Below are 20,510 nucleotides of genomic sequence, written 5' to 3' on the forward strand. Positions count from 1 at the left end.
TGCTCCTGATGTTATTGTTGCATCACGGCCAGTGGCGCTCAGTGGGATGCGCAAAGCCACCTGTTTCCTCAAGCAGGTTGTTGTCTTTAAGGAAGCGGTTCAGCTCATCCTGCGTCATGGATGGTTCGTTGCAGGAGTTATACGGGTTGCTGACATTCTTCGACACCAAGCCTTCGAAATCATACTCTGTCGGCCTATAGATGCTTTGAAACGCCGGCAATACAGCAAAATACAAGTCCAGTTCGACTGCCCTGCGTGTCTCCTCGAGGCTCATAAGCTCCTCGTACATTTTCTCGCCCGGCTTGGAGCCGATAATCTTGATAGGAATATCGGCTGGATCTCGTTCGTACTGCGGGGCAAGTTCCCTGATCATGACTTCGGCAAGGTCCTTGATGCGAATCACCGGCATCTTCGTAATGAAAACCTCTCCGCCGCGAGCGATCGCCGCAGAATCAAGCACAAGCCGCGCGGCCTGGCTGATGCTCATGATGAAGCGCGTCATGTCGGAATCGGTCAGGGTAACAGGCTTTCCGGCGCGAATCTGCTCGCGGAAAATGGGGATGACAGACCCTCGCGATCCCAGCACGTTCCCGAAACGAGTGGAGGCGAACACTGTCCCGTCGCGACGGTGGTTGCAATTGGCGGCAGTCATCAGACGCTCGCCCATCAGTTTCGAGGTGCCCATCACGTTGGTGGGGTTCACCGCCTTGTCCGAGCTTGTAAAAATCACCCGCTTCACACCATTGGCGACTGCCGACTCAATGACGTTCTGCACACCGAGGATGTTGTTCTCCACGGCCTCCATGGGCGATCGTTCGCACAAACCAACATGCTTATACGCAGCCGCGTGAAAAACGATGTCCACGCCATCCATCAGCTGCTCAAGTCGCTTGACGTTACGCATGTCACCCATGAAAAAGTGACTATTCTGATGCGCAAGCCACTCCTGTTCCAGAAAAAACATTGCGCTTTCATTATTGTCAACACCGATCAATTCGCCGACATTGTACTTAGTAATCAGTTGCGTGACCAGTTCCTTGCCAACCGTGCCGCAACATCCAGTCACCAACACCCTGCTACCACTAAAGAAGGCGTTATTCATCGCATGCGCTCCTTGAGATCAACCAAGCCTGCTTCTAATAAGTCTCGCAGGGTTTCCGGCTACGACAGAATACTCAGGAAAAGTCTTGTTATGCACGCAACCGGCACCAACCACAGAATGCGCGTTAACATCCGACATAATGATCGCGCCATTTCCTATCCAACAGTCATCTCCGATTGAAACGGATATCTTGTTGGACCCTTGAAGCCTTATCAACGACTCACAGTCATCGATCGAGTGAGTGGCCTTGCCAGACGTAACACTCACACCACTTCCGATTATTACGTCATCTCCAATCTTACAGTTTGAAACAATACAACGGGACCCAATATACACGTTGGACCCTAAAGCCACCTTGTCAGTCGTAAAGAACGTACCAAACCCTACCCAGATGTTCTCCGGACACTTATCAATAGCAAGCCGGTAAAATCCCATTCGCAAGTAGACACCAAGGAAACCAGGCACGAGGCTGTACGCCTGGGAAAACGAACAGAAAACACGTTCATCCCGAACCACACACCTTGACACCCTGTACAAAATATACACAGGGAGAGACACTGCCACAAACACCCAAGACACCATCCGTTTGGACATGCGCTTAAGCGACTCCCGTAACCCTTTCATTGTCCTCCCCTCCCTTTGCGCGAAAGGAGACGATGCATTTTTACAGACACAGTACGCAAAGCATAACGAGCAAATGGAACTGGGTCCCGCAGGAAAAACAAGGCAAGATAAACCCTGCCGCGAAGGAACGCAGAAAGAATAACCTTGAGATTTCTTAAGCGCATGGGGTCTGACCTCATGCTCATGAAAAATGAGAACTCATCAAGATAATACGATCCGGGCGCAGGAACAACATTGCTCACGACAGACGAATCAAGATAATCATACCACGCTTTTACGACATTCGCCCCTGAAACGAGTGAAATCCCATGAATGCCTTCACAGCGTGCATTGAACTCAATAAAGTACAACTCGCCATTGTTGCGCTTCAACTCGACACCGCCCGAACCCCAGAAACCGAACAGTCCGACAATATCCCTGGAAATGCGCACGACCTCATCGTCGTCCACAGTAACTCCAAGTGACATTATCCCTGCCCCAACCGGACTCTGAGACAATTTTCTGACCACTGCATCAGAAAAAAAACCCCCTTCTTTTGTCCGGTTAAAGAGGTATATATACACATCACTGTCATCGCCGCCAATATACTCCTGAGCAACACAGGACACACCCTTCTCGACAAGGTGCGACAGTACTTCAACAGCTGACTCTGAATCGTTGGCAATGCAAACCTTGAACCCAAAGCTGTTTACGTAACCGACAGGCTTCACAACAATTGGGAATTGCAACGACTGTAATTTTTCACTAATACGCAAAGAACTATCAAAATACATCGACTTTGGACACCTATACCCACCCGCAGATACGATATCCATGCATTTCGACTTATCAATAATATTGTATATTATTTCATCAATTTGCGTCGCCAAAACAAAATGCCGTTCAAGAACTGATCTGTATGCAAGCAATTGGTCAATCAACATGTCCGACAACAGATACAACTGAGGGCGACCACTGAACCCACTACGCGCAACCCAGTTACAAATCTGGTCGACGCGCGCCCCAAGGTCCTGCGAATCAAACACAACACAACCGGCGCACGACAGACTCCCTCGAAGATAGCTGAGAGCCTCTGCTTCTCCAGCGACATAGACAGGAACCCCGCACCCCTGGAACGATTTCAGGAAGCCCATGATATTGGGCCACGCCCAACTGTTCACCCAGATGACGACGGGAGACTTGCCAGACTCATGCATGCAGCAACCTCCTCGCCTTCGTGCATAGTTTGGCGAACTCCAGCCACGCGGCCGAAGAGAACTCGTTCGCGTACTGGCCATCGAGACGAACTCCGTCGGCGGAGAAGTAGTCCATGGTCACATCGATGCGCGGCAGCTCATAAGGCGAATCGACAGTATGAACCACGCCTTGCGTCGTGGTATACGCAGCACAACTCCCGGAGGCCGCTACCAGGCCGAGCACCTCTTCAGTATAGTCCTGCGGTCTTCCGTTCGGGTATGCAAAGGCGACACTCTCAGCCCCGACAACCGACGACACCATTTCAAGGGACACCTCTATCTCTTCCCTGGCCTCCGACAAGCCGACCTTTGAAAGTATGGGGTGCGTCATGGTATGAGCTCCAATTGTAAGGACGCCGCAACGAACCATTTCCAGCAACTGGTCCCATGTGGCGAGATATCGTGCCGACGGCTCCCCCAGGACCTCCTGAAGTTCACCGAAGAAGGCTTTTCTCACCTCATGCGGAGCAGACTTGATGGCATCCTTCATCAGCCGCGTCCTATCCCAGAGACCGCGACCACAAACGCGCGTCTCATAGTATCTCTCGAACACTGCATCGACCTGCCTTCTTTCCCCTTGAGCATCTCCGTGGTGCAGCAAATCCCAATCTATATATCCCGAGCCGATGGCAGCCGGACATACGAATACGGTCGCTTTGACCTCGTTCTCCTTCAAGACGTCAGCCACGCATTCATACAAATCAATATATCCGTCATCAAAAGTTATTACAGCATACTTGTTTCTTTTGGCCAATCCAGAACTGACCACACTGCACACGTCTTCTGCCCCTACAACTGTATAATTCTTGGCAACATACTTAATGAATCTCTCAAAGTTCTCCGCGTCCAGCGAAGGCCAATACGGCGTACGCTCGCACACCCGGTGCAACATGAACACCTTGACGCCATGGCGCCCGAGCATGGAGTCAAGAGTCGAGAACACTCGACTCTTTGCCAGAAAACTTCGAAGCGCACTCATCAAGCCCTCCAGACGTGCAACAGCACGCCGGAAACATCACATTGCCAATATATGCCAACTCGGCAGGTTTCTCATCTCTATACCGACCAACATGCCATATCATTTCGAGTTTTTCACGTATTCCAGATTCAGGTACATCTGGGAGCCACGCCCTATCCATCCCATCACTTTCGGCATCACAGGCAACCATGGCCACTTCGATTCACCGATCTTGCCGCGATCAAGAAAATCCTCCTTGGTGACCTTCTGGACGGACCCGTAGAACATGACATCCTCGAACAACCTGCGTGCCAGTTCGAAGTACTCCCTGGCCTTTGCAGGGTCGTTCTTCAGCAAGTTCGCGGACGCGTAGGCGAACGGTCCGGACATCAGAATGTTGTGATGCAGTTGGCCACCCATATTTATCGATGGATTGTCTGGATCCGTGCCATAGGAAATCGAAAGCACTGAATACTTTCCGCCCTTGCTCTCACCGCCGACAATAGCCGTTGTCTTCAGGAAATTGAGGCATCGCAGGATATACGCCTCAAGTTCCGACACATCCATGCCGGTACGGGATGCTTCAAGGTGCAGTTCGCAAAGCGGTTCCAGGGGGTAGGTCTGATACGTGGCTACCGCCCTCCCTCTGTTCGGGCCAGTGCTGTTTTCTTCCTCCGTTATATACCCGCGCCCTGCGCTTCCCGGCTTGTTGGGGAGCTGTTCAGTGTAGAGCAGGCTGCCCGTAAATATCCGCAACGCCTTCTCCAGCAATGCCTTGTCGCCTGTCACGCGGTACAGGTTGACCAGTGTCAGGATGCTCCAACCCTGGTGGCGGGTCTGGTTCATCTTCATGACGCCGCCGTCCAGCACCTTGCTGAAGACCCGTTGTGCCGCAGAAGCGCTCTGCGTGGCAGATTCCAGTGCCCTCTGGTTTCCCGTCATCAGGTATTCCAGCACATAGCCGCCGTTCCACGTATGGGAAAGCATGGCTCCGGCATTCTGGGTGGACTTGTGATGCCAGCAGAGAAACTCCGGCCCCTGCTTCTCCCAATGCCGGGTTCCGTCGGTGCGGCCACCATGGATCTGATCCAGATCCATGCTGTGGGCGCTCATCTCCATGGCCTTGTCCCGGAATCTCTCGTCGCCGGACCTGGCATATTGCAGCCACATGATGAACGGCCAGTCGTAGATGAGCGAAGAGAACAGTCCGCCGTGCGCAAGGCATCCGAAGTTATCCCAGCCGTACCATGTCCTGTCCTGGGAACGGGACTCGCGCATAAGCTCAAGATCCTTGCCTTGCGCACTCTTGGTCTTGTCGATCGGCATGGACACCATGCGTTCATAGATGCCGAGGGCCTTGTCCGCCGCCGGATCCTTGACATGGAACCCGGCGGGCGCGACCTTGCTCCAGGCCTCGGTCTGCGCGAACCAGCGCGGTTCGCAGAGCGCAAACAGCGGCGCGGCAAAACATGCGGCCTGGTTTTCCGGATTGAGCTTTCCCGAGCCAGCCCTGAAGTCCAACCAGATCCCATCGGTCATGTGCCACCCGGCGCTGAAGTAATGCCGCCCGGTGGAATAATGGTTCGTGTATTCGCAGACTTCGTCGGCAATGGCCGGGTTGTCAGGCAACAGGCCGAACACCAGCGACTTGGGCGTGACTGCTAGGGATTTGGGGAAGCGCTCCCAGAAATCCTTCACGAACCCCATCACCTCCCCCCCCTGGGCGGAAGCGACCGTCCAACCGGGATAGCGGCCCAGGTGCTCTGAGCTTTTCCCTCCAAAAGCCTCCAGGATCTTGAAATTCTTCGCTTCATCCGTTTTGTCCGCCAGCTTATAGAGCTGAAGGACAGACCCGGCATCGACAGTCTTCTTCTGGCCACTGAACAGAGCCTTGCGCTCCCCGGCCGGCAGCGGTTGCACCGCGCTGAACCCGTCCAGATAGACGTCGTTGACGGGAAAGAACGTGTGGATGGTGTTCCCCGTGTTTTCCAAAGTCGTCTCGACCTTGACGAAGCTCTGGCCCTTGAAGGCCGTGATGCGCGCCGTATAACGGATCGGCTGGTTCTCGCTGCTTGGCTCACCATTGGGATGAAGCGGCTTGGGCCGTGCATCGCCGCCGGTGAAGACGTTGCCCTGCGCGTCCTTGAAATTGCCCCGCACGCGAATGACCGCCCGGAGGGGACCATCCTCCTCCAGCACTGCCTCGCTGTCGCCCAGGGAAGAGAGGTAGTTCGAGCCTTTGCGGGCGATCACCAGTCCGCCATCCTGGCCACCGGACAGATTCAGCGCTCCGGCCCGCACGTCCTCCAGCATCCGGAATCCCTTCCTGGAGATCTTGAAGCTCAAGGCGCCGGTGTTCACCTCAATCCCCTGCGGACCGCTTTGGACCATGTGCCCGCCCGCCTCCGGACCGCCGCCATCAGTGCGCAAGGTGAAGGATGCTTTTCCCCGGGGCTCCAGGTCGGCCTGGAAGTCGACGAGGACCCAGCGAACAGGCGCATTGAGGTCATCCAGACGCCCCCACCGGGAGAGGACCCGGAACTGGGCCGGAACCGCTTTGCCGCGAGAGTCGAGAACCGCCATCCGGCTCGCGTCCTTCACGCCAAGGTCTTGCGACAGAGGCACTCCGGAGGTCACCGGAAACGAGGCGTACTTCGCCTGACCGGGATTGGTGACGGTGAGCTTCACGTCCGCCGCCACCGCGTGCTCCAGCCCTGACACCAACATCAGTGTGAGCGCCGCAAAGGCTGCACGTGCCAAGAGCGCAACGATCGTATCATGTCTTTTCATAACGGCCTGCCGTTCTTGCGGGCTTTGACCATGTAGCCTTCGCCCAGCCAGTGAAACACGCGCGAATTGCTGAACGCGTCGTGGCCGATTTTCATAATCCGCAGGGCCGCGCCCGGAAAAAACTTTTCGAGGAACGGTAGCCTGAAGGCATAGCTGCGCGCCTCAAGCGGTTCCAGTCCGGCGCGGTGCACCAACTCCAGGAAAGCCGCCCTCGAATGCGCAGCCATGCGGAAGCCGTAGGCGGGCTTTTCCCGCAGGCCGAGCGCCTGCAGCGCCTTGTCCTTGAGCTTGACCAACCGGGGAGCCGGGGCCAGCGTGTTGGAACACTGGGTGATGAGCGTGCCGCCGGGCTTGAGGACCCTGGCCAGCTCGGTGAGGGCGGACAACGTATCGGACGCGTAAGCCAGCACGCCAATGGCCAGGACGTTGTCAAAGGAGGCGTCCCGGAACGGCAGCTTCTCGACCTCGCTATTGGCCCACGATGCGCCGGGCAGAGGGCCTGCCAGGGTCCTGGCGTGCTTGAGCATCTCGATGGACAGGTCCGCGCTGACGGGACGATGCCCCAGCTCCGAGAGGGAGCGGGTATAGATGGCCGGACCGCAGCCTACGTCCAGAGTCCTGCCGGAAGTGCCCTGCAACATTTCCAGGGCGATGCCCGTGCGGCTGCGATAGGAGAACTGCTCGCAGCCTTCGCCGTCGTAGCGGTCGTCCCGGTAGCGTTTCGAGTCTTTATCGTAAAACGAACGTACGTTTTGAGTCTGTGATTTCAAGGCAATACCCGCCTCAGATTATTCAGATTGTATCGTAGATTTCCCTGTAACTCTGGACCATGGCATTGGCCCCGTACTTGCCGCTTACCAGCCTGAATCCTTCCGCACCCATTGCGCGAGCCAGTCCGGCGTCGCTCAGGACCCGCTCCAGCGCGTCGGCAAGGGCTTGGACGTCGCCTGCAGGAACCAGCATTCCGGTCTCGAGATCCCGCACAACCGAGGGAATGCCGCCCACCGCGCTGGCCACCACCGGCAGCCCCGCGCCCATGGCCTCGAGGATGGACACCGGCAGCCCCTCCTCAAGGGAGGAGAGCGCCATCACGTCCATGGCGGCCAGAAGCTGCGGCACATCCCGGCGTATCCCAAGGAAACGGACTCGCCGGGAGATTCCAAGGCTCTCCGCCAGCCGTTCCAGTTCCTGGCGGCGGGAGCCTTCCCCCACCACGAGCAGTACGGCATCGGGAATATTTTCAAGCACCCGGGCGAACGCCGTGAGCAACACGTCATGCCCCTTCACGGGTTCCAGGCGCGCCACGATGCCGACCACCCTATCCTGCTCGGAAAGCCCAAGGGGCGCCCTGTCCGGGCGCGCTTCCCCGAACGCCTGGAGATCAATGCCGTTGACTATGGTGGCCACCCGGCCCTTGGGCCAGCCCAGAAGGTTTTCGAGGTAGGAGGCAGTCTCCCGGTTCACAGCCGTAATGCGCTTGCACAGGCGGGAAAGCACGCGGATGAAGAACCTCGCCTTGCCGTTCTCCAGGGAGAAATACTCGTGCTCGGTGTGAACGATCCCTGCTCCGCAGAGGAGTGCCCCAGGCCAGGCATAAAAGAGTTCGTACAGGTGATGGGTGTGGACCACGTCAGGCCTGAACGCGCGGATCGCCTGATGGAGCTTGAACATCGTCCCCAACACTCCGGTCTTGCGGCCCGAGACGAAGGTCTCGACGCCGGCCTGCTCAAGCTCGGGCTGCAACGCTCCGCCCCGCTCCAGCGCGCAGACCGCGTTCGCCCACCCGAGGCCCTTGAGCCCCAGCGCAATGTCGCGGGCCACCATCTCGGAGCCGCCCACGCCCAGCGAGTAGACGATCTGCATTATTCTTTTGCCAGCCATTACCGACTCTCTCCTAGCCCAGCGAATCCAGGAATTTGCGGTAGATGTTCACGTAATTTTCAGGGGAGAAGCAGGACGCGGCCCTGGCCGCCCCGGCCTCGCCCATTTTCGTGCGCGCATCAGGGTCGTTCAGCAGCGTGAGCATCTTGTCGGCCAGGTCTGCGTCGTTTTCGGGTTCGAACAGCAGCCCGGTGACGCCTTCTTCGATCACTTCCGGAATGCCTCCCGCCCTGGTGCCGATCACCGCCTTGGCGCAGGTCATGGCTTCGATGATCACGCGGGGAATGCCTTCCGTGCGGGACGCGCACACGTAAAAGAGACAGTTTGCGAATTCCGAGACGACCTGTACGTGCGGCATGCCTTCATGAAACACGATGTTGGGATTTCCGGCCGCCAGATCCTTGTAAGGCTGGATGTCTGGGCAGTGCCCGATGATCTTCACCGTGATGTCGGGATACCGGGGGCTGATGCGCTGGAACGCCTTGATCAGTATGTCCACGCCTTTGATGTCGAACGGGTGCCCCACCAGCAGGATGTAGGGGTCATGCCGGTCGGTCCTGGTCAACATCTGGGTGGCTATGTAGGAATAGAACGTAATCTGCTTGGGAGTATTTTCGGACAGCCCGAATTTTTCCCGATAGCTCTTGGCGATGGGCTGGTTGATGAACTTGATCCCGTCCGCCTTGGGCAGGGTGAAGCGCATCAGCGCGATCTTGACGGCCTCGGCGATGCGCGTGGACAGCCCCTGCCTGACCTCTTTGCGCTTGAACAGGTGGTCGGTGTTCACTTCTATGACAAGCTTGCCGCCCGCGACGGCGCGCACCAGGAGGCCTATCAGGCCGCATATGCCCGGATCGTAGGCGATGATGTAATCCAGCGGCTTCACCTTCCAGGCTGCCTTGAGGCAATGCACCACGTATCCCAACTGCCTGCGGATGATGTTGCTGTGATACTTGTACGAGAAGAACCGGAAATCCCCGGCCTGGACCTCTGCGATCCTTGAGGCCAGATGCATCATCGTGCCGCTGTACCAGCGGGAGAACAGCTCGTATTTGTATCTATAGCTGGGAGTACCCGGCGTCCATACGAGATAGTTGATGAAAAACAGCTTCTTCTTATCCATGATGCAGCGTCCCCCTGCCTCTTTCGTTCATGGCGGCCGTGTGCACCGCATCCACCCGCCTGGCCCGGACTCCGGGGGAGAACATCTCCCGCAGGCGCTCAAGCCCTGCTTCCCCCCAGGCCCTGGCCTTTTCCGGCGACTCCGCCAACTCCAGAACCGCGTCAGCCAGCGCGCGAGGCGCCCCGGCCGGGACAAGACGTCCCGTGACACCGTCCGCGACCGTTTCCGGCACGCCGCCCACCGCCGAGGCGATCACCGGCAATCCGGCGGCCATGCCCTCAAGCGCGACGTTGGGCATGCCCTCGCTGAACGAGGGGATCACCAGGACATCCATGAGCCGGTAGAACGGAGCGACATCCTTCTGGTATCCCGCGAAGACAACGCTGTCCGACAGGTCGTTCGCGGCGCAGAAGTCGCGCAGGGCCGCCTCCTCCTGCCCGTCTCCGACCAGGAGCGCCTTGATGCCCGCGCGCCGATCCCTCACAAGGCGCAGCGCTTCCAGAAATACTGCGTGCCCCTTTTCCGGGCTGAACCGTCCCACCACGCCAAGAACCGTGTCGGATGCGCCCAACCCGAAAGTCTCACGGGACAGGCCCGGCTGGTCGCCCTCCCCGGGCTTGATTTCCAGGGCGTTGGGCACGGCCACGGTCCGGTTTTCCGGGAAGCCGCCCCCCACGAGCCGCTTCTTCATGGCCTCGCATACGGCCACTATCCGGTCGGCACGCCGGGCGAAGAAGCGCTCCATCTTGAAATAGAAGCGGACCTTGGCGTTCTCGTTGGTGTCTCCGTGAATGAAGGCCACCCAGGGGGTGCCGGTCAGCCTGCTCAGGAAAAGCCCGAGCACGTTGGGCTTGTATCCGTGAGTCTGGAGAACTGATGCTCCCGTCTCGCGGAGCAGCCGCACGGTCTGGGACACAAGCATCGGATCAAAGGCGAAGCGCTGGGACAGGACGTGCACCTCATGCCCCTGGCCGCGCAACTCGTCGAACAGCGGCGGGTGGCCGACACCCCGGGGCCAGGTGCAGGCGAAGATGATGCGGCGGCCCTCCAGCCTGCGGAACTGTCCGGCCAGTTGGACCAGTTGGTTCACAGGACCGGTCGCCCTGTCCGCCGCGATCATGGCCAGGACAGTTCTCATGCCCGTCCCCTCGCGCCGTCGTGAACACGGCCTGACATGAAGCTTGTCAGGCAACGGTCCAGGGTCCCCCCGACCACATCCCAGTCGTAACGCTTGGAAACCATGTCCCTGGCGGCTGCCCCCATCCGCATGCGCGCTCCGGGATCGCCCAGCAACCTCGCCACCTCTGCCGCGAAATCACTCGGAGAATCCATCAGCGAGATTTCCTCTCCCTCCACCGCCTCGATCCCTTCCGCGCCGATGCGCGTGGACACGACCGCCTTGCCTGCGGCCATGGCCTCCAGGATTTTCAGGCGCGTCCCACCGCCGACCAGCAACGGCACAACCACCACGGCAGCCCTGGCCAAGTACGGAGCGACCTCCGGCACGTCAGCGTAAACCGCCACGTTGGGTCCTTCCATGGCGCGAATTGCCGGGCCGGGATTCTTGCCCACGATGGAAAGGCGCACTCCCGGACAGGACTTGAGCAGGTGGGGGAGAATCTCATCCACCAGGAAATGCGCGCCGGAGACGTTGGCGTGATAGTCCATACGCCCGACGAACACGATTTCGTTGTCCTGGGCCGCTGCCTGGCCGGAATCGTAGGCGTCGCACCAGACGCCGTTGGGGATGACCTCCATGGAGGCGGTGACGCCCATGCTCATCAAAAGCGCCTTGTCCTGCTCCGAACAGACCGTGACCAGATCGAAAAACCGGGTGACGTCGCGCTCGTAACGCTCCAACTTGGCGGCGGTGATCCTGGCATAGAGCGATTTCGCGGGGGAACGCTCCTGGCGGGCGAACCGGGCCATGAGGCTGGACTCCACGTTATGCATGTCCAGCACCTTCAAGGGGAACGGCAGGTTGAGGACGTACTGGGCCATCACCACGTCTTCGACCTGTACGGCGTCGTACTCATGCTGCGCCGCCATGGCCTCGATCTCACGGGCGAAATCGTCCTGGCGGTAGTTGAACACCGGGAAAGGCTCGGGGAGAATCAAGCCGCGCAAGAGATCCACCGGCGAATAGGCCTTGCTCCGACGCACGGACCTGACCGTCCGCAATACGCCCGAAAGGGCGTCCAGGTCCGCATCATCGGCGTCACTGCCCGAATACGACAACAAGTCCACATGGTTGCCGCGAGACGCGAGCGCCCGGATGAGGGCGGAGGTGCGCATCTTCCATCCGTCGTCAGGAGGAACAGGCACTCTGGCGGTTATGACGAGGATATTCTTCATATCACCCCTGGCCCGCAATGCAGGGCCGGGTTTTAAAATTAAACGGGCCAACGGAATGCAACGTCATGAGGGGCCGCATTCCAGCCTTGGCCAAAGCCCTGCAGGAAGCCACGTTCTCCGAGTGGACCACGGAATAGACCCGCTCTACCCCTTCATCGAACAGCTGCCGCAGAGTGAGCCGTATCGCCTTGGCGCACAGCCCCTTTCCGCGTTGCCCGGGCATGGTGACGATATGGTTTATTTCCGCATCCGCGTCGCCAAGTTTCAGGAATCTGCTGTGATCCTCGCCCTGGTGAACCCAGTGGATGTGACAGGGCGTCCCGTCTTCCCATACGCCGAAGCAGCGCCTGGACCAGCCCATTTCGTCCACATGGTACTCCCTGGGAAGCTGTTTTCCTTGCCTGTAGCTATCCAGCAACTTCAGGCTGATCTCTTTCCAGTCCAGTTCCGGAAACATGTCTGCGTATCCTGCCAGCGAATTCTTGTCGGCGAACATCACGACGAAAGTATTAATCCGAAATATGCTGTAATACAGAAACTTCACGTATTTCTGCACACCCGTCCCGTAGGATGATTCAAGACTACTCGATAAGGTCTTGAGCGAGCACAGCCTCTTCAGCATGCATTCTCCTTGCAATACCCTGTACGAAGTGAAGAAATACGCTGAAGAATGACCAATTGTGCGGCAAGGAACAGCATGACGCCAGAGTAGGCATGCGACAAAAACATTGCCGTCACAATAAAACCATAAAATGCACCTTCCAGACCAACAACCACATCGACCACACGGGACGACAGCTGGTATGCGCTTGTTTGCAATCGCCGCACGTCACGAATGCAGACATACAAAAGAGACAGCAGGAGGATGAGGCCTCCGAAACCAAGTTCGGCCGCCATCTGGATCAGGAAGTTATGGGCTGCCTTCCATGCTCCGAGATCATGCTGTTGCCCTTCTGCCGCGACGAATCCTTGTACTCCGACACCAAGGAAAGGGTTCTTGATTGCGATGGAAATCCCATTCTTCCACACCTCTATCCGTCCAGCCTGGTGCGTGTAGTTATAGTCTTTCTCAGGATTAAGTATGGTGGACACCCTGTCTAAATAACTCTCCGGAGCAAACAAAACAAACATCAACGCAACAGCGCACAACAGAATGACTGACTTGAACTTCCCGACAGCCTTATCCCGAAGCAAACAATAAGGGATTATTACACAAATACCTATGAAAGCGCCTCGTGACATTGTGGACATTATTCCAATGAAAATCATCCAGACGCATCCGAGCCACATAAGCTTTGCCATTTTTCCCGCCACAGCCTTGCGCATGTAATAGGCGAGGGGGAAGGCAGTGCACATCACCATCCCAATGTCATTCGGGTCATATGTATAACCTGCCGAAAACCGTTCACGCCCCGAAAACAACGACAGCAGAGCGTAGAATGCCACGCCGATCAAAAACACCTTCACCAACGTGAGATAATCCTTTTCGGAATGCACGAAGCGGACAAGGCAGTAGTAGAAAAAGGCCATCTTGGGCAAAACGTTCACAACATAGTTGAAACTCATTCCGGGCCAAACCCCGCCGGGAACGGACAGGGCGGCCAGGACAAATATCCCCAGATAAAGCCTGGTCTGGGGAAAAGACATGAGCGGCCGGACACCCTGCTGCGCTGTTGTCGAGAAGACCAACAGCACGCTCAGCGCCGTAACGATTTTCCCGATGCTGAGAGCGACCAGCGCCAGGTGCAGTTCCTGAACGCGGACCACGTTGACCAGCACCATGGCGCAAGCACCGAAGAGCCTGAGCGGACTGTCGCTTTCACGCAGATAACGGCGGACGCGTCCTTCCTTGACGGTCTTTCCCGCCGAGTCAGCGCCGCCTGAAACACGGTTCAGGCCTTTGGGCTTCCCCCGAGAGTACGAACCTGCTGGATTATTCATAAATATATTTCATCAACTTCACTACAGTATACACTTTGCAAAAAGCTTGAACCGGTCAAACATAGAACTTGCTCCACTTCTACCAAAAGGAAGAGAACTATACATTTTCCACAGATGCATCCCTTTCCTGGGAACCCTGTTGCACATATTAATCCATCTTGCAGCCAAGAAATCCGACAACTCCGCATCGCCAAATATTCTTATGCGCTCATTCCTGCCCATGAGGATGTCGATCCAGCTTCTGACTGCTGAGGCATCGTCCAACGTGACATTGCGACCTGTGTTGAAAAACAGTTCGAGCATGCCTGGTACGGCCTCGCTGTACTCTTCCTGCAGGAACAGCTTCATCCGGCGTGAGCGTATCCTGGCGACGCTGTCCTGAAGGATATCGGAATGGACGCGGCTCACCTGCGTTGCATGAAGCCGGTAACGCAGTCCAACCTCTGGAATGTTGGCCAGGCGGAAATAGTGCGACGCCCTCTCCAGCAGGTCGTAGTCTTCCGCGTGGGGGAAATTGCGATCATAGCGCAAATCGTGCTGATCAAGAAGCTGTTTGCGAAACATCACAGACGGGTGCGCCATGGGCGTGTAGCCAAGCAGGTGGCATTGCACCTGCTCATTGCTGACGGGGTAACGCAGCACCTTGGGACGCCCAAATCCGAACGTCTTGATGAACATTCCGCAGGCTCCAAGCCCTGCATCGCCGTCCAGCAGCTCCACCTGCGTTTCAAGTCGCCGGGGCATGGCCACATCGTCCGCGTCCATGCGGGCGACGTACTCCCCGCGCGCCAGATCAAGCCCCTTGTTCAGCGTGGCGATCAGCCCCAGATTGACGTCGTTGCGCTCTATGCGGATTCGGGGGTCGTCAAAGGAGCGCAGGATGTCCAACGATTCGTCGGTTGACCCGTCGTCAATGGCGAGCAGCTCGAAATCCGCGAAGCTCTGCCCGAGCACCGACCGCACCGCCTCGCCAAGATAAGGCGCGGCGTTGAAGACAGGCAGCAGAACCGTGAGGCGTGGTGCTGTATCCCTCATGCCTGTCACCAGTTAACGCCCGCTCCGGCTGTCCACGATTTCCTTGAACATTGCATAGCCTGCCTGGCCGTTGCGCACCTGCAAGCGCGCGGACTCCGACAACGCCTCCCTGGAGAGGCTGGCCCGCCCCAGAGAGACGCCAAGCGCGTTCTCCAGGCGGTTTTCATATTCCGAGTCCAGCAGGACGACTTCAGCTCCCCCCGGAAACATGTCGGCCACACCGTCGAACTTGGCGCGGTAGTAGGCGGACTTCGCCAGCGCGACCACGGGGATTCCCTGCGACAGGGCCAGCACGGCTCCGTGGTAACTGCCGGTGACCACCACGGCGCACTGCCCGATCACATCGATCACATCGGCGGGAGACTGCGCCCGGCTGGCTCCGCCGGATTCCACGTCCAGCCCGCAGAGGCGCAGGGAATTGAGGTCGGAGTCCTGGTCGTGGATCGAGATGGAAAACGGCACGACGCCGACGCCCGCCTCACCAGCAGTGCGGGTCACGACTCCGGCGATGCGCACGGCGTCTTCATGGCTCACTCCGGAATAAGCGGCCACCCGGACATTGAGCCCGATCGCGCTTCCCGGAGCCTTGCCGTTCGCCTGAAGGGCCAGTTCGATCGCGTCGTCACCCGTGATGAGGCAGCGTCTGGGCGCGCCGCCAACCGAATTGAGCAGCTTTTCACCGCCGAGCCGCTCCCTGAGCCCGAGATAGGACAGGCGGGGCAGTACACGCATGGCTGCTGCGTGCAACCGGGCCGAAGTGATCGGCCCAAGCCCCTGGCCGAACATGGCGGTAGGCTTCCCCATGCGCTGGGCCATGCGCAACAGGGCCAGCGTCTCAAGGGCGTGCCCTTCGAATTCGTCGTTGACGAACCCTCCTCCCGTGCTCACCACGGCATCCGCTTCCGAAACAGCGGTGAAGAACTCGTCCACAACCCCGGTATCGATCTTCTTGAACGCACCGCGAAGTTTCGCCAGGGCCAGACCGCCCCGGGGCAACACGCTCAGGCCCTCGGAGTACATGTCGCTGAGGCGCGCCGCCAGCCCGGAGCGTTTGTTCTTGAGCGCACCTGGGATGAGGTTGCCCAGGGCGTTGAACAGCATCTTGCCCTTCGCGGGGACCGGCTCGGCCTCTGGGCAGAGCCTGCGTAATGCCTGCGGGTCCAGGGTCAGGACATTGATGCGCGCGCGGGGCCAGAGTCCCCGCAGGCGGGAAACCCCGACCTGCAACATGGCCGCGTCGCCGAGATTGCGCAGGTGATACCCGGAATTGTCCACGAGGATCTTCATTTCATGCTCCGCTTTCATTGGTGGCACCGCGCTATGCCTTGTGCTGCGTGGCCATGACGGCGAACTTCGATCCCGTGGAGATCAGGTCCTCGTATCGGCCTTTCTCCGCCACGCGCCCGTTTTCCAACACGAAGACCTCGTCACAGTTTCTCAGCGTGCTGAGCCTGTGGGCGATCATGATGATGGTCTTTTTGCGGGCGAGGCGGTCGATGGACTGCATGACCGCAGCCTCGGTGAGGCCGTCGAGGGAACTCGTGGCTTCGTCGAAAACAAGGACATCGGGGTCGTGGTAGAGGGCTCGGGCGATGCCTATGCGCTGCCGCTGCCCGCCGGAGAGGCGTATCCCCCGTTCCCCGATGTTGGTGGCGTACCCTTGCGGCATTTCCTTGGTGATGAATTCGTGAAGGCTGGCAATCTTGGCTGCCCTGATCACGGCCTCCATGTCGATTGCGTCCTCGGGTACGCCGAACGCGATGTTGGCCGCCATGGTGTCGTCGCAGAGGAAGATGACCTGGGGCACGTAGCCGATGTTGCGCTGCCAGTTACGCAGGCTCTCCCTGGTCAATGCCACCCCGTCCACGCGAACCGTCCCCTCGACAGGCTCCACCAGTCCGAGCAGCAGGTCCACCAGGGTGGTCTTGCCCGCACCCGTGGAACCGGCGATGCCTACGGTTGTGTTCCTTGCCACCTCCAGGCTGAGGCCCTTGAGGACGTCCTTTGTGCCGTCGTAGGAAAAGAACACGTCGTCGATCTCAATATTCTTCTCGAAGGACAGCTTGGCTGCGGCCTTGGTTTCCAGGGGGCTCTCCAGGGCTTCCTGCCCCAGGCGCTCCATGTCCTCGACCAGGAGTTGCAGGGCTGACTGATGGTAGCGAAGGACCGACACCCCGTTGAATATCTGCTGCATGGCCGGCATGAGCCTGAACCCGGCGAAGGCGTAAAGCCCGATCATGGGGAGCAGCTCCGCAGCCTGGTTCCCGCTCACCACGAGACTGTACAGCACGATCACCATCAGGCCGCCAAAAGCCACGGTCTCCATGGCGAACCGGGGCACCTGGGAGATTACCTGGCTGAAGGCCATCCCTTCCGCGAGCTGTTTGGACGCGCGCGAGAACCGCTCCAGGAAGTAGGCCTCCCTGCCTAGGATCTTGATGTCCTTTATTCCCTGGAGGGCTTCGCCGGCCATCTTGAAGCGCTGGCGCATGCTTGAGCTTCTGATTTCACCGGCTTTGCCGAGCTTGCGGCGCACCAGGGCGAAGATGGTGGCGTAGGTCGATCCCACGACGGCAAGCATGGAAAGAGCCAGCACGGGGTCCACGAGAAAAAGGAACAGCGCCAGCGCGCCCGCCACCACAAGGCGCGAGACGATCTCCACGCAGGGGGTCAGCACGCCGCTCACCACCGTGCCGGTCTCCTGGAGAACATTCTTTCCCAGGTCGCTGCTGGAACGGTCGAGGAAGAAGGCATACGGCTGGCGCATGTAGCCAAGCAGCATCCTGCGCGCCAGGGAGTGGTTGCGCATCTGGATGAACCGGAGCAGCAGCCAGGTGGTCAGCACCTTGTAGGCATTGCCGAAGACCAGCAGCCCCAGGGATACGCCGCCCAGCAGCATCAGGAAGGCGGTCACGCCGTCCACTCCGCTCAGCTCGTAGGCCTTGGCCAGCCAGCGGTTGGTGGTGATCACGTTGGGATTGGCCGCCAGAGTCAGGAACGGCATGATGGACGCCACACCCAGCACGTCCAGCGCAGCCATTCCTGTAACCAGGACCATGAGCACGAGAAGACTCAGGCGTTCGCGCCGAGTCAGTATCTGAAACATTTTCCGGAACATGCTCACCATGCTGATAACTCCCTTGCCGGGGTCCTGCCTGCCGTGCGGCTCAATTGGCCCTGGGGTTCCAAGTGACAAAACGCCGCCCCCGCACAAAGCCCACAAACCCCAGTATTCCGGAAACTTGCAGCAGGACGAAAAAATACGACACTCTGAACACTCCGCCAGCGCCCCGGTATCCGGCCCATGCTCCGCCGTATGCAGCCAGCTGCGCCGCGAGAAACACGCCGTATCCCGGCCCGCACGCGGCCAGGAAAACATTCGCGACCAGGAGCCCGGCCATCAGCGGCAGCGACAGCCAGCGCAGCGCCTTGTGGGAAAGCAGTTGCCAGACGTATCCGGTTTTTCCGGCGGCAAGCAGAAGCGGCAGTTGCGAAACCACCACGTGCCAGGACTGGGACATTATCCGGGTCTGGCGGGCCAGCTCGTCCGCGCCGCTGTCGGCGGCGGGTTCCACGCACACGGCGTCCGGTTCGCTGACCGCCCGTTTGCCCTTGGCCGCAACCTGGATGGTGTGGACAAAATCGTTGATCAAGTCGGGGCTCAGGGGCTCGAAAAGCTCCCGTCGCATCGCATAGATGGCGCCGTCCGCCCCGACGATGGAAAACGCCTCGCTCTCGTAGCCCTTGATCCACTCCTCGTAGGCTCGGTACAGACCAGCGGCCAGGGGCTTGCCGGTCGCCGGGTCCACGTAGAGGGTCCGCCCGCTCACCAGTCCCACGTCCTGCGAGGAGAAACGTGCGGCCAGGCGGCGCAGGGCGTCGGGACGGAACATGGAGTCGGCGTCGGTGAACACCAGGATATCCCCGGCCGCTTCCGATGCCGCACGGTTGAGGGCTGCGGTCTTCCCCTGCCGGACGGACTGGCAGAGCAGGCGGACGCGCCCGCAGGGATGCCCGGCCACCAGGCCTTCCGTGGCGTCCGTGCTGCCGTCGGAGACCACCACCAGTTCCAGAAGCTCAGGCGGGTAATCAAGAGCGAGAAAGTTCTCGATCTTTTCGCGTATCACTGCCTCCTCGTTGAACACGGAAAGCAGGATGCTCACCGAGGGCTGCGGGGTGTCGCCCCCAGGACCGCGCGAGGGGCGCGTCCTTGCCACAAGGGCCGCCAGAGCCACAAGGACCGGATAGCCCGCGTAGGAATAGACCAGGACCGCCAGGCAGGCCCAGAAGATGAATGTTGTCATGCCACGCTCCTTGCGAGCGTTTCCCGGTCGGCCTCGGTGACGAAGCAGTGAGTCGGCAGTGTTACCAGCTCCCGGGCCAGCCTGCGCGCCTCGGGGCAGTCCTGCGCGCCGTGGACGACGTGCGGCCTGAGTTCCTGGAGATCGCACAGGGCCTGGGGGTAGGAGCGCACGACTCCCATTTCCGGAATCTCCCTGCCAGCCTGCCCCAGGCAGGGCAGCCTGAGGTAAACCGGCCGGGACCCCGGAGCGGGCTCGGGAAATCTGCCGGGCTTGCCGCTGCGGCGGATGATGTCCTCCGCATTGCGGACGCGCTCTTGGTTGATTTCGTCCAGGCGCCCGAACATCCTGCGCCCCAGGGCGGCCTGGAACGGGGACATCTCCCCGATGGGGAAATCCGGCTCAAAGACCGACGCCCCGATTTTCAGGAACGGCAGACTCCGGGGCAGCCAGTATATCTGCGGGCGTTGCAGAGCCCATATCAGCAGCGCCTTGAGCGCAAGCGCAGGAATGTCGCGACGGCGCGACGGCTCACACGCGACACCGGCAATGGCCCTGGACAGCTCCGAGTCGTTGGTCAGGATCACGCCGCCGTCCACCGAGGTAATGTTCTTGCCCCGGCTGAGGCTCAGGATGCCGGCGATGCCCGACATGCCCGTCGCGCGGCCCTCCACTGTCGCCCCCATGGCCTGGGCGGCGTCGTCCACCAGCGGCACACCGTGCCCGGCAGCGATGTCGGCAAGCCCGTTCATGGGACACGGATAGCCGAACAGGTGGCAGACCACGGCACAGACCACATCAGGGCCGAGGCTGCGCTCGAAACTGCCTGGCTCGGGGCAGAGGGTGGCGGGGTCCAGGTCGTAAAAGGCCACCTTGAGTCCCGAGCGGACGGCTGCGGATGCCACGGAGTAGGAAGTAAACGCCGGGAGCGAAACCGTGTCACGCTCCGGGGTGCGGGCGCGAAGGGCCGAAAACAGCGCGCTCAGGGCCGCCCTGCCCGAGCTGAACAGGTGGCAGTGCTCCGCATGGAAACGCCCGCGCAGGTCGTCGCCAAAGCGCCGCGCGGCCTGATCCCCCCGCACGGCGTCGAACGCCGACGATGCGATGTCGGCACAACGGACAGGGGAAGCGGAAGGGGAAAGATTACGGGGCATGATTCTGGCTC

At 59.5% G+C, this 20,510-nt stretch carries 17 protein-coding genes; all 17 read right to left on the reverse strand.

The features are described from left to right. Positions 1–22: 22 nt before the first annotated feature. The 17 genes from G453_RS0111625 to G453_RS26325 all read right to left on the reverse strand — a co-directional run bounded on the left by G453_RS0111625 (position 23) and on the right by G453_RS26325 (position 20,499). Positions 23–1,102 carry a polysaccharide biosynthesis protein gene (locus G453_RS0111625; protein ID WP_027191209.1) on the reverse strand — a complete coding sequence of 360 codons (1,080 nt, stop codon included), beginning with the start codon at positions 1,100–1,102 and terminating at the stop codon, positions 23–25. Between the two features lie 18 nt (positions 1,103–1,120). After that, positions 1,121–1,726, reverse strand: a complete 606-nt coding sequence (locus G453_RS27210) for an acyltransferase (protein ID WP_328285398.1) — start codon at positions 1,724–1,726, stop codon at positions 1,121–1,123. Beyond that, on the reverse strand, positions 1,723–2,922 hold the full coding sequence (locus G453_RS0111630) for an ATP-grasp domain-containing protein (RefSeq protein ID WP_027191210.1): 1,200 nt from the start codon (positions 2,920–2,922) through the stop codon (positions 1,723–1,725). The genes G453_RS27210 and G453_RS0111630 overlap by 4 nt, the downstream gene beginning before the upstream one ends. Next, complete coding sequence (locus tag G453_RS0111635; protein ID WP_027191211.1) at positions 2,915–3,940, reverse strand: polysaccharide deacetylase family protein; 1,026 nt, start codon at positions 3,938–3,940, stop codon at positions 2,915–2,917. The genes G453_RS0111630 and G453_RS0111635 overlap by 8 nt, the downstream gene beginning before the upstream one ends. Before the next feature lie 99 nt (positions 3,941–4,039). Continuing rightward, positions 4,040–6,709 carry a beta-L-arabinofuranosidase domain-containing protein gene (locus G453_RS0111640; RefSeq protein WP_027191212.1) on the reverse strand — a complete coding sequence of 890 codons (2,670 nt, stop codon included), beginning with the start codon at positions 6,707–6,709 and terminating at the stop codon, positions 4,040–4,042. Continuing rightward, complete coding sequence (locus G453_RS26320; RefSeq protein ID WP_051272349.1) at positions 6,706–7,479, reverse strand: class I SAM-dependent methyltransferase; 774 nt, start codon at positions 7,477–7,479, stop codon at positions 6,706–6,708. Before G453_RS26320 ends, G453_RS0111640 begins: the two co-directional genes overlap by 4 nt. Before the next feature lie 22 nt (positions 7,480–7,501). Beyond that, the gene (gene pelF, locus G453_RS23670) at positions 7,502–8,590 is read right to left on the reverse strand and encodes a GT4 family glycosyltransferase PelF (RefSeq protein WP_084502265.1); all 1,089 of its coding nucleotides are present in this window, start codon (positions 8,588–8,590) and stop codon (positions 7,502–7,504) included. A 13-nt stretch (positions 8,591–8,603) separates the two neighbouring features. Beyond that, positions 8,604–9,713 carry a glycosyltransferase family 4 protein gene (locus tag G453_RS0111655; protein ID WP_027191213.1) on the reverse strand — a complete coding sequence of 370 codons (1,110 nt, stop codon included), beginning with the start codon at positions 9,711–9,713 and terminating at the stop codon, positions 8,604–8,606. Continuing rightward, entirely contained in the window at positions 9,706–10,851 is a 1,146-nt protein-coding gene (locus G453_RS23675; RefSeq protein WP_051272351.1) for a glycosyltransferase, read from the reverse strand. Before G453_RS23675 ends, G453_RS0111655 begins: the two co-directional genes overlap by 8 nt. Beyond that, on the reverse strand, positions 10,848–12,008 hold the full coding sequence (locus tag G453_RS23680) for a glycosyltransferase (protein WP_169725325.1): 1,161 nt from the start codon (positions 12,006–12,008) through the stop codon (positions 10,848–10,850). The genes G453_RS23675 and G453_RS23680 overlap by 4 nt, the downstream gene beginning before the upstream one ends. A 61-nt stretch (positions 12,009–12,069) precedes the next feature. Further along, positions 12,070–12,690, reverse strand: a complete 621-nt coding sequence (locus G453_RS0111670; RefSeq protein ID WP_027191214.1) for a GNAT family N-acetyltransferase — start codon at positions 12,688–12,690, stop codon at positions 12,070–12,072. Next, entirely contained in the window at positions 12,684–14,009 is a 1,326-nt protein-coding gene (locus G453_RS0111675; RefSeq protein ID WP_043645555.1) for an O-antigen ligase family protein, read from the reverse strand. The genes G453_RS0111670 and G453_RS0111675 overlap by 7 nt, the downstream gene beginning before the upstream one ends. 21 nt (positions 14,010–14,030) lie before the next feature. After that, positions 14,031–15,044 carry a glycosyltransferase family 2 protein gene (locus G453_RS23685; RefSeq protein ID WP_051272352.1) on the reverse strand — a complete coding sequence of 338 codons (1,014 nt, stop codon included), beginning with the start codon at positions 15,042–15,044 and terminating at the stop codon, positions 14,031–14,033. A gap of 12 nt (positions 15,045–15,056) precedes the next feature. Beyond that, positions 15,057–16,331: a polysaccharide pyruvyl transferase family protein gene (locus G453_RS0111685; RefSeq protein WP_027191216.1), complete on the reverse strand. Its 1,275-nt coding sequence runs from the start codon at positions 16,329–16,331 to the stop codon at positions 15,057–15,059. Positions 16,332–16,362: 31 nt separating this feature from the next. Continuing rightward, entirely contained in the window at positions 16,363–18,150 is a 1,788-nt protein-coding gene (locus G453_RS23690) for an ABC transporter ATP-binding protein (RefSeq protein WP_169725326.1), read from the reverse strand. Between the two features lie 61 nt (positions 18,151–18,211). After that, the gene (locus G453_RS0111695) at positions 18,212–19,348 is read right to left on the reverse strand and encodes a glycosyltransferase family 2 protein (RefSeq protein WP_027191217.1); all 1,137 of its coding nucleotides are present in this window, start codon (positions 19,346–19,348) and stop codon (positions 18,212–18,214) included. Beyond that, positions 19,345–20,499, reverse strand: coding sequence for a DegT/DnrJ/EryC1/StrS family aminotransferase (locus G453_RS26325; protein WP_084502267.1), 1,155 nt, complete (start codon positions 20,497–20,499; stop codon positions 19,345–19,347). The genes G453_RS0111695 and G453_RS26325 overlap by 4 nt, the downstream gene beginning before the upstream one ends. Positions 20,500–20,510: the final 11 nt, after the last annotated feature.

This window comes from Fundidesulfovibrio putealis DSM 16056 (assembly GCF_000429325.1).
Taxonomy (GTDB): domain Bacteria; phylum Desulfobacterota; class Desulfovibrionia; order Desulfovibrionales; family Desulfovibrionaceae; genus Fundidesulfovibrio; species Fundidesulfovibrio putealis.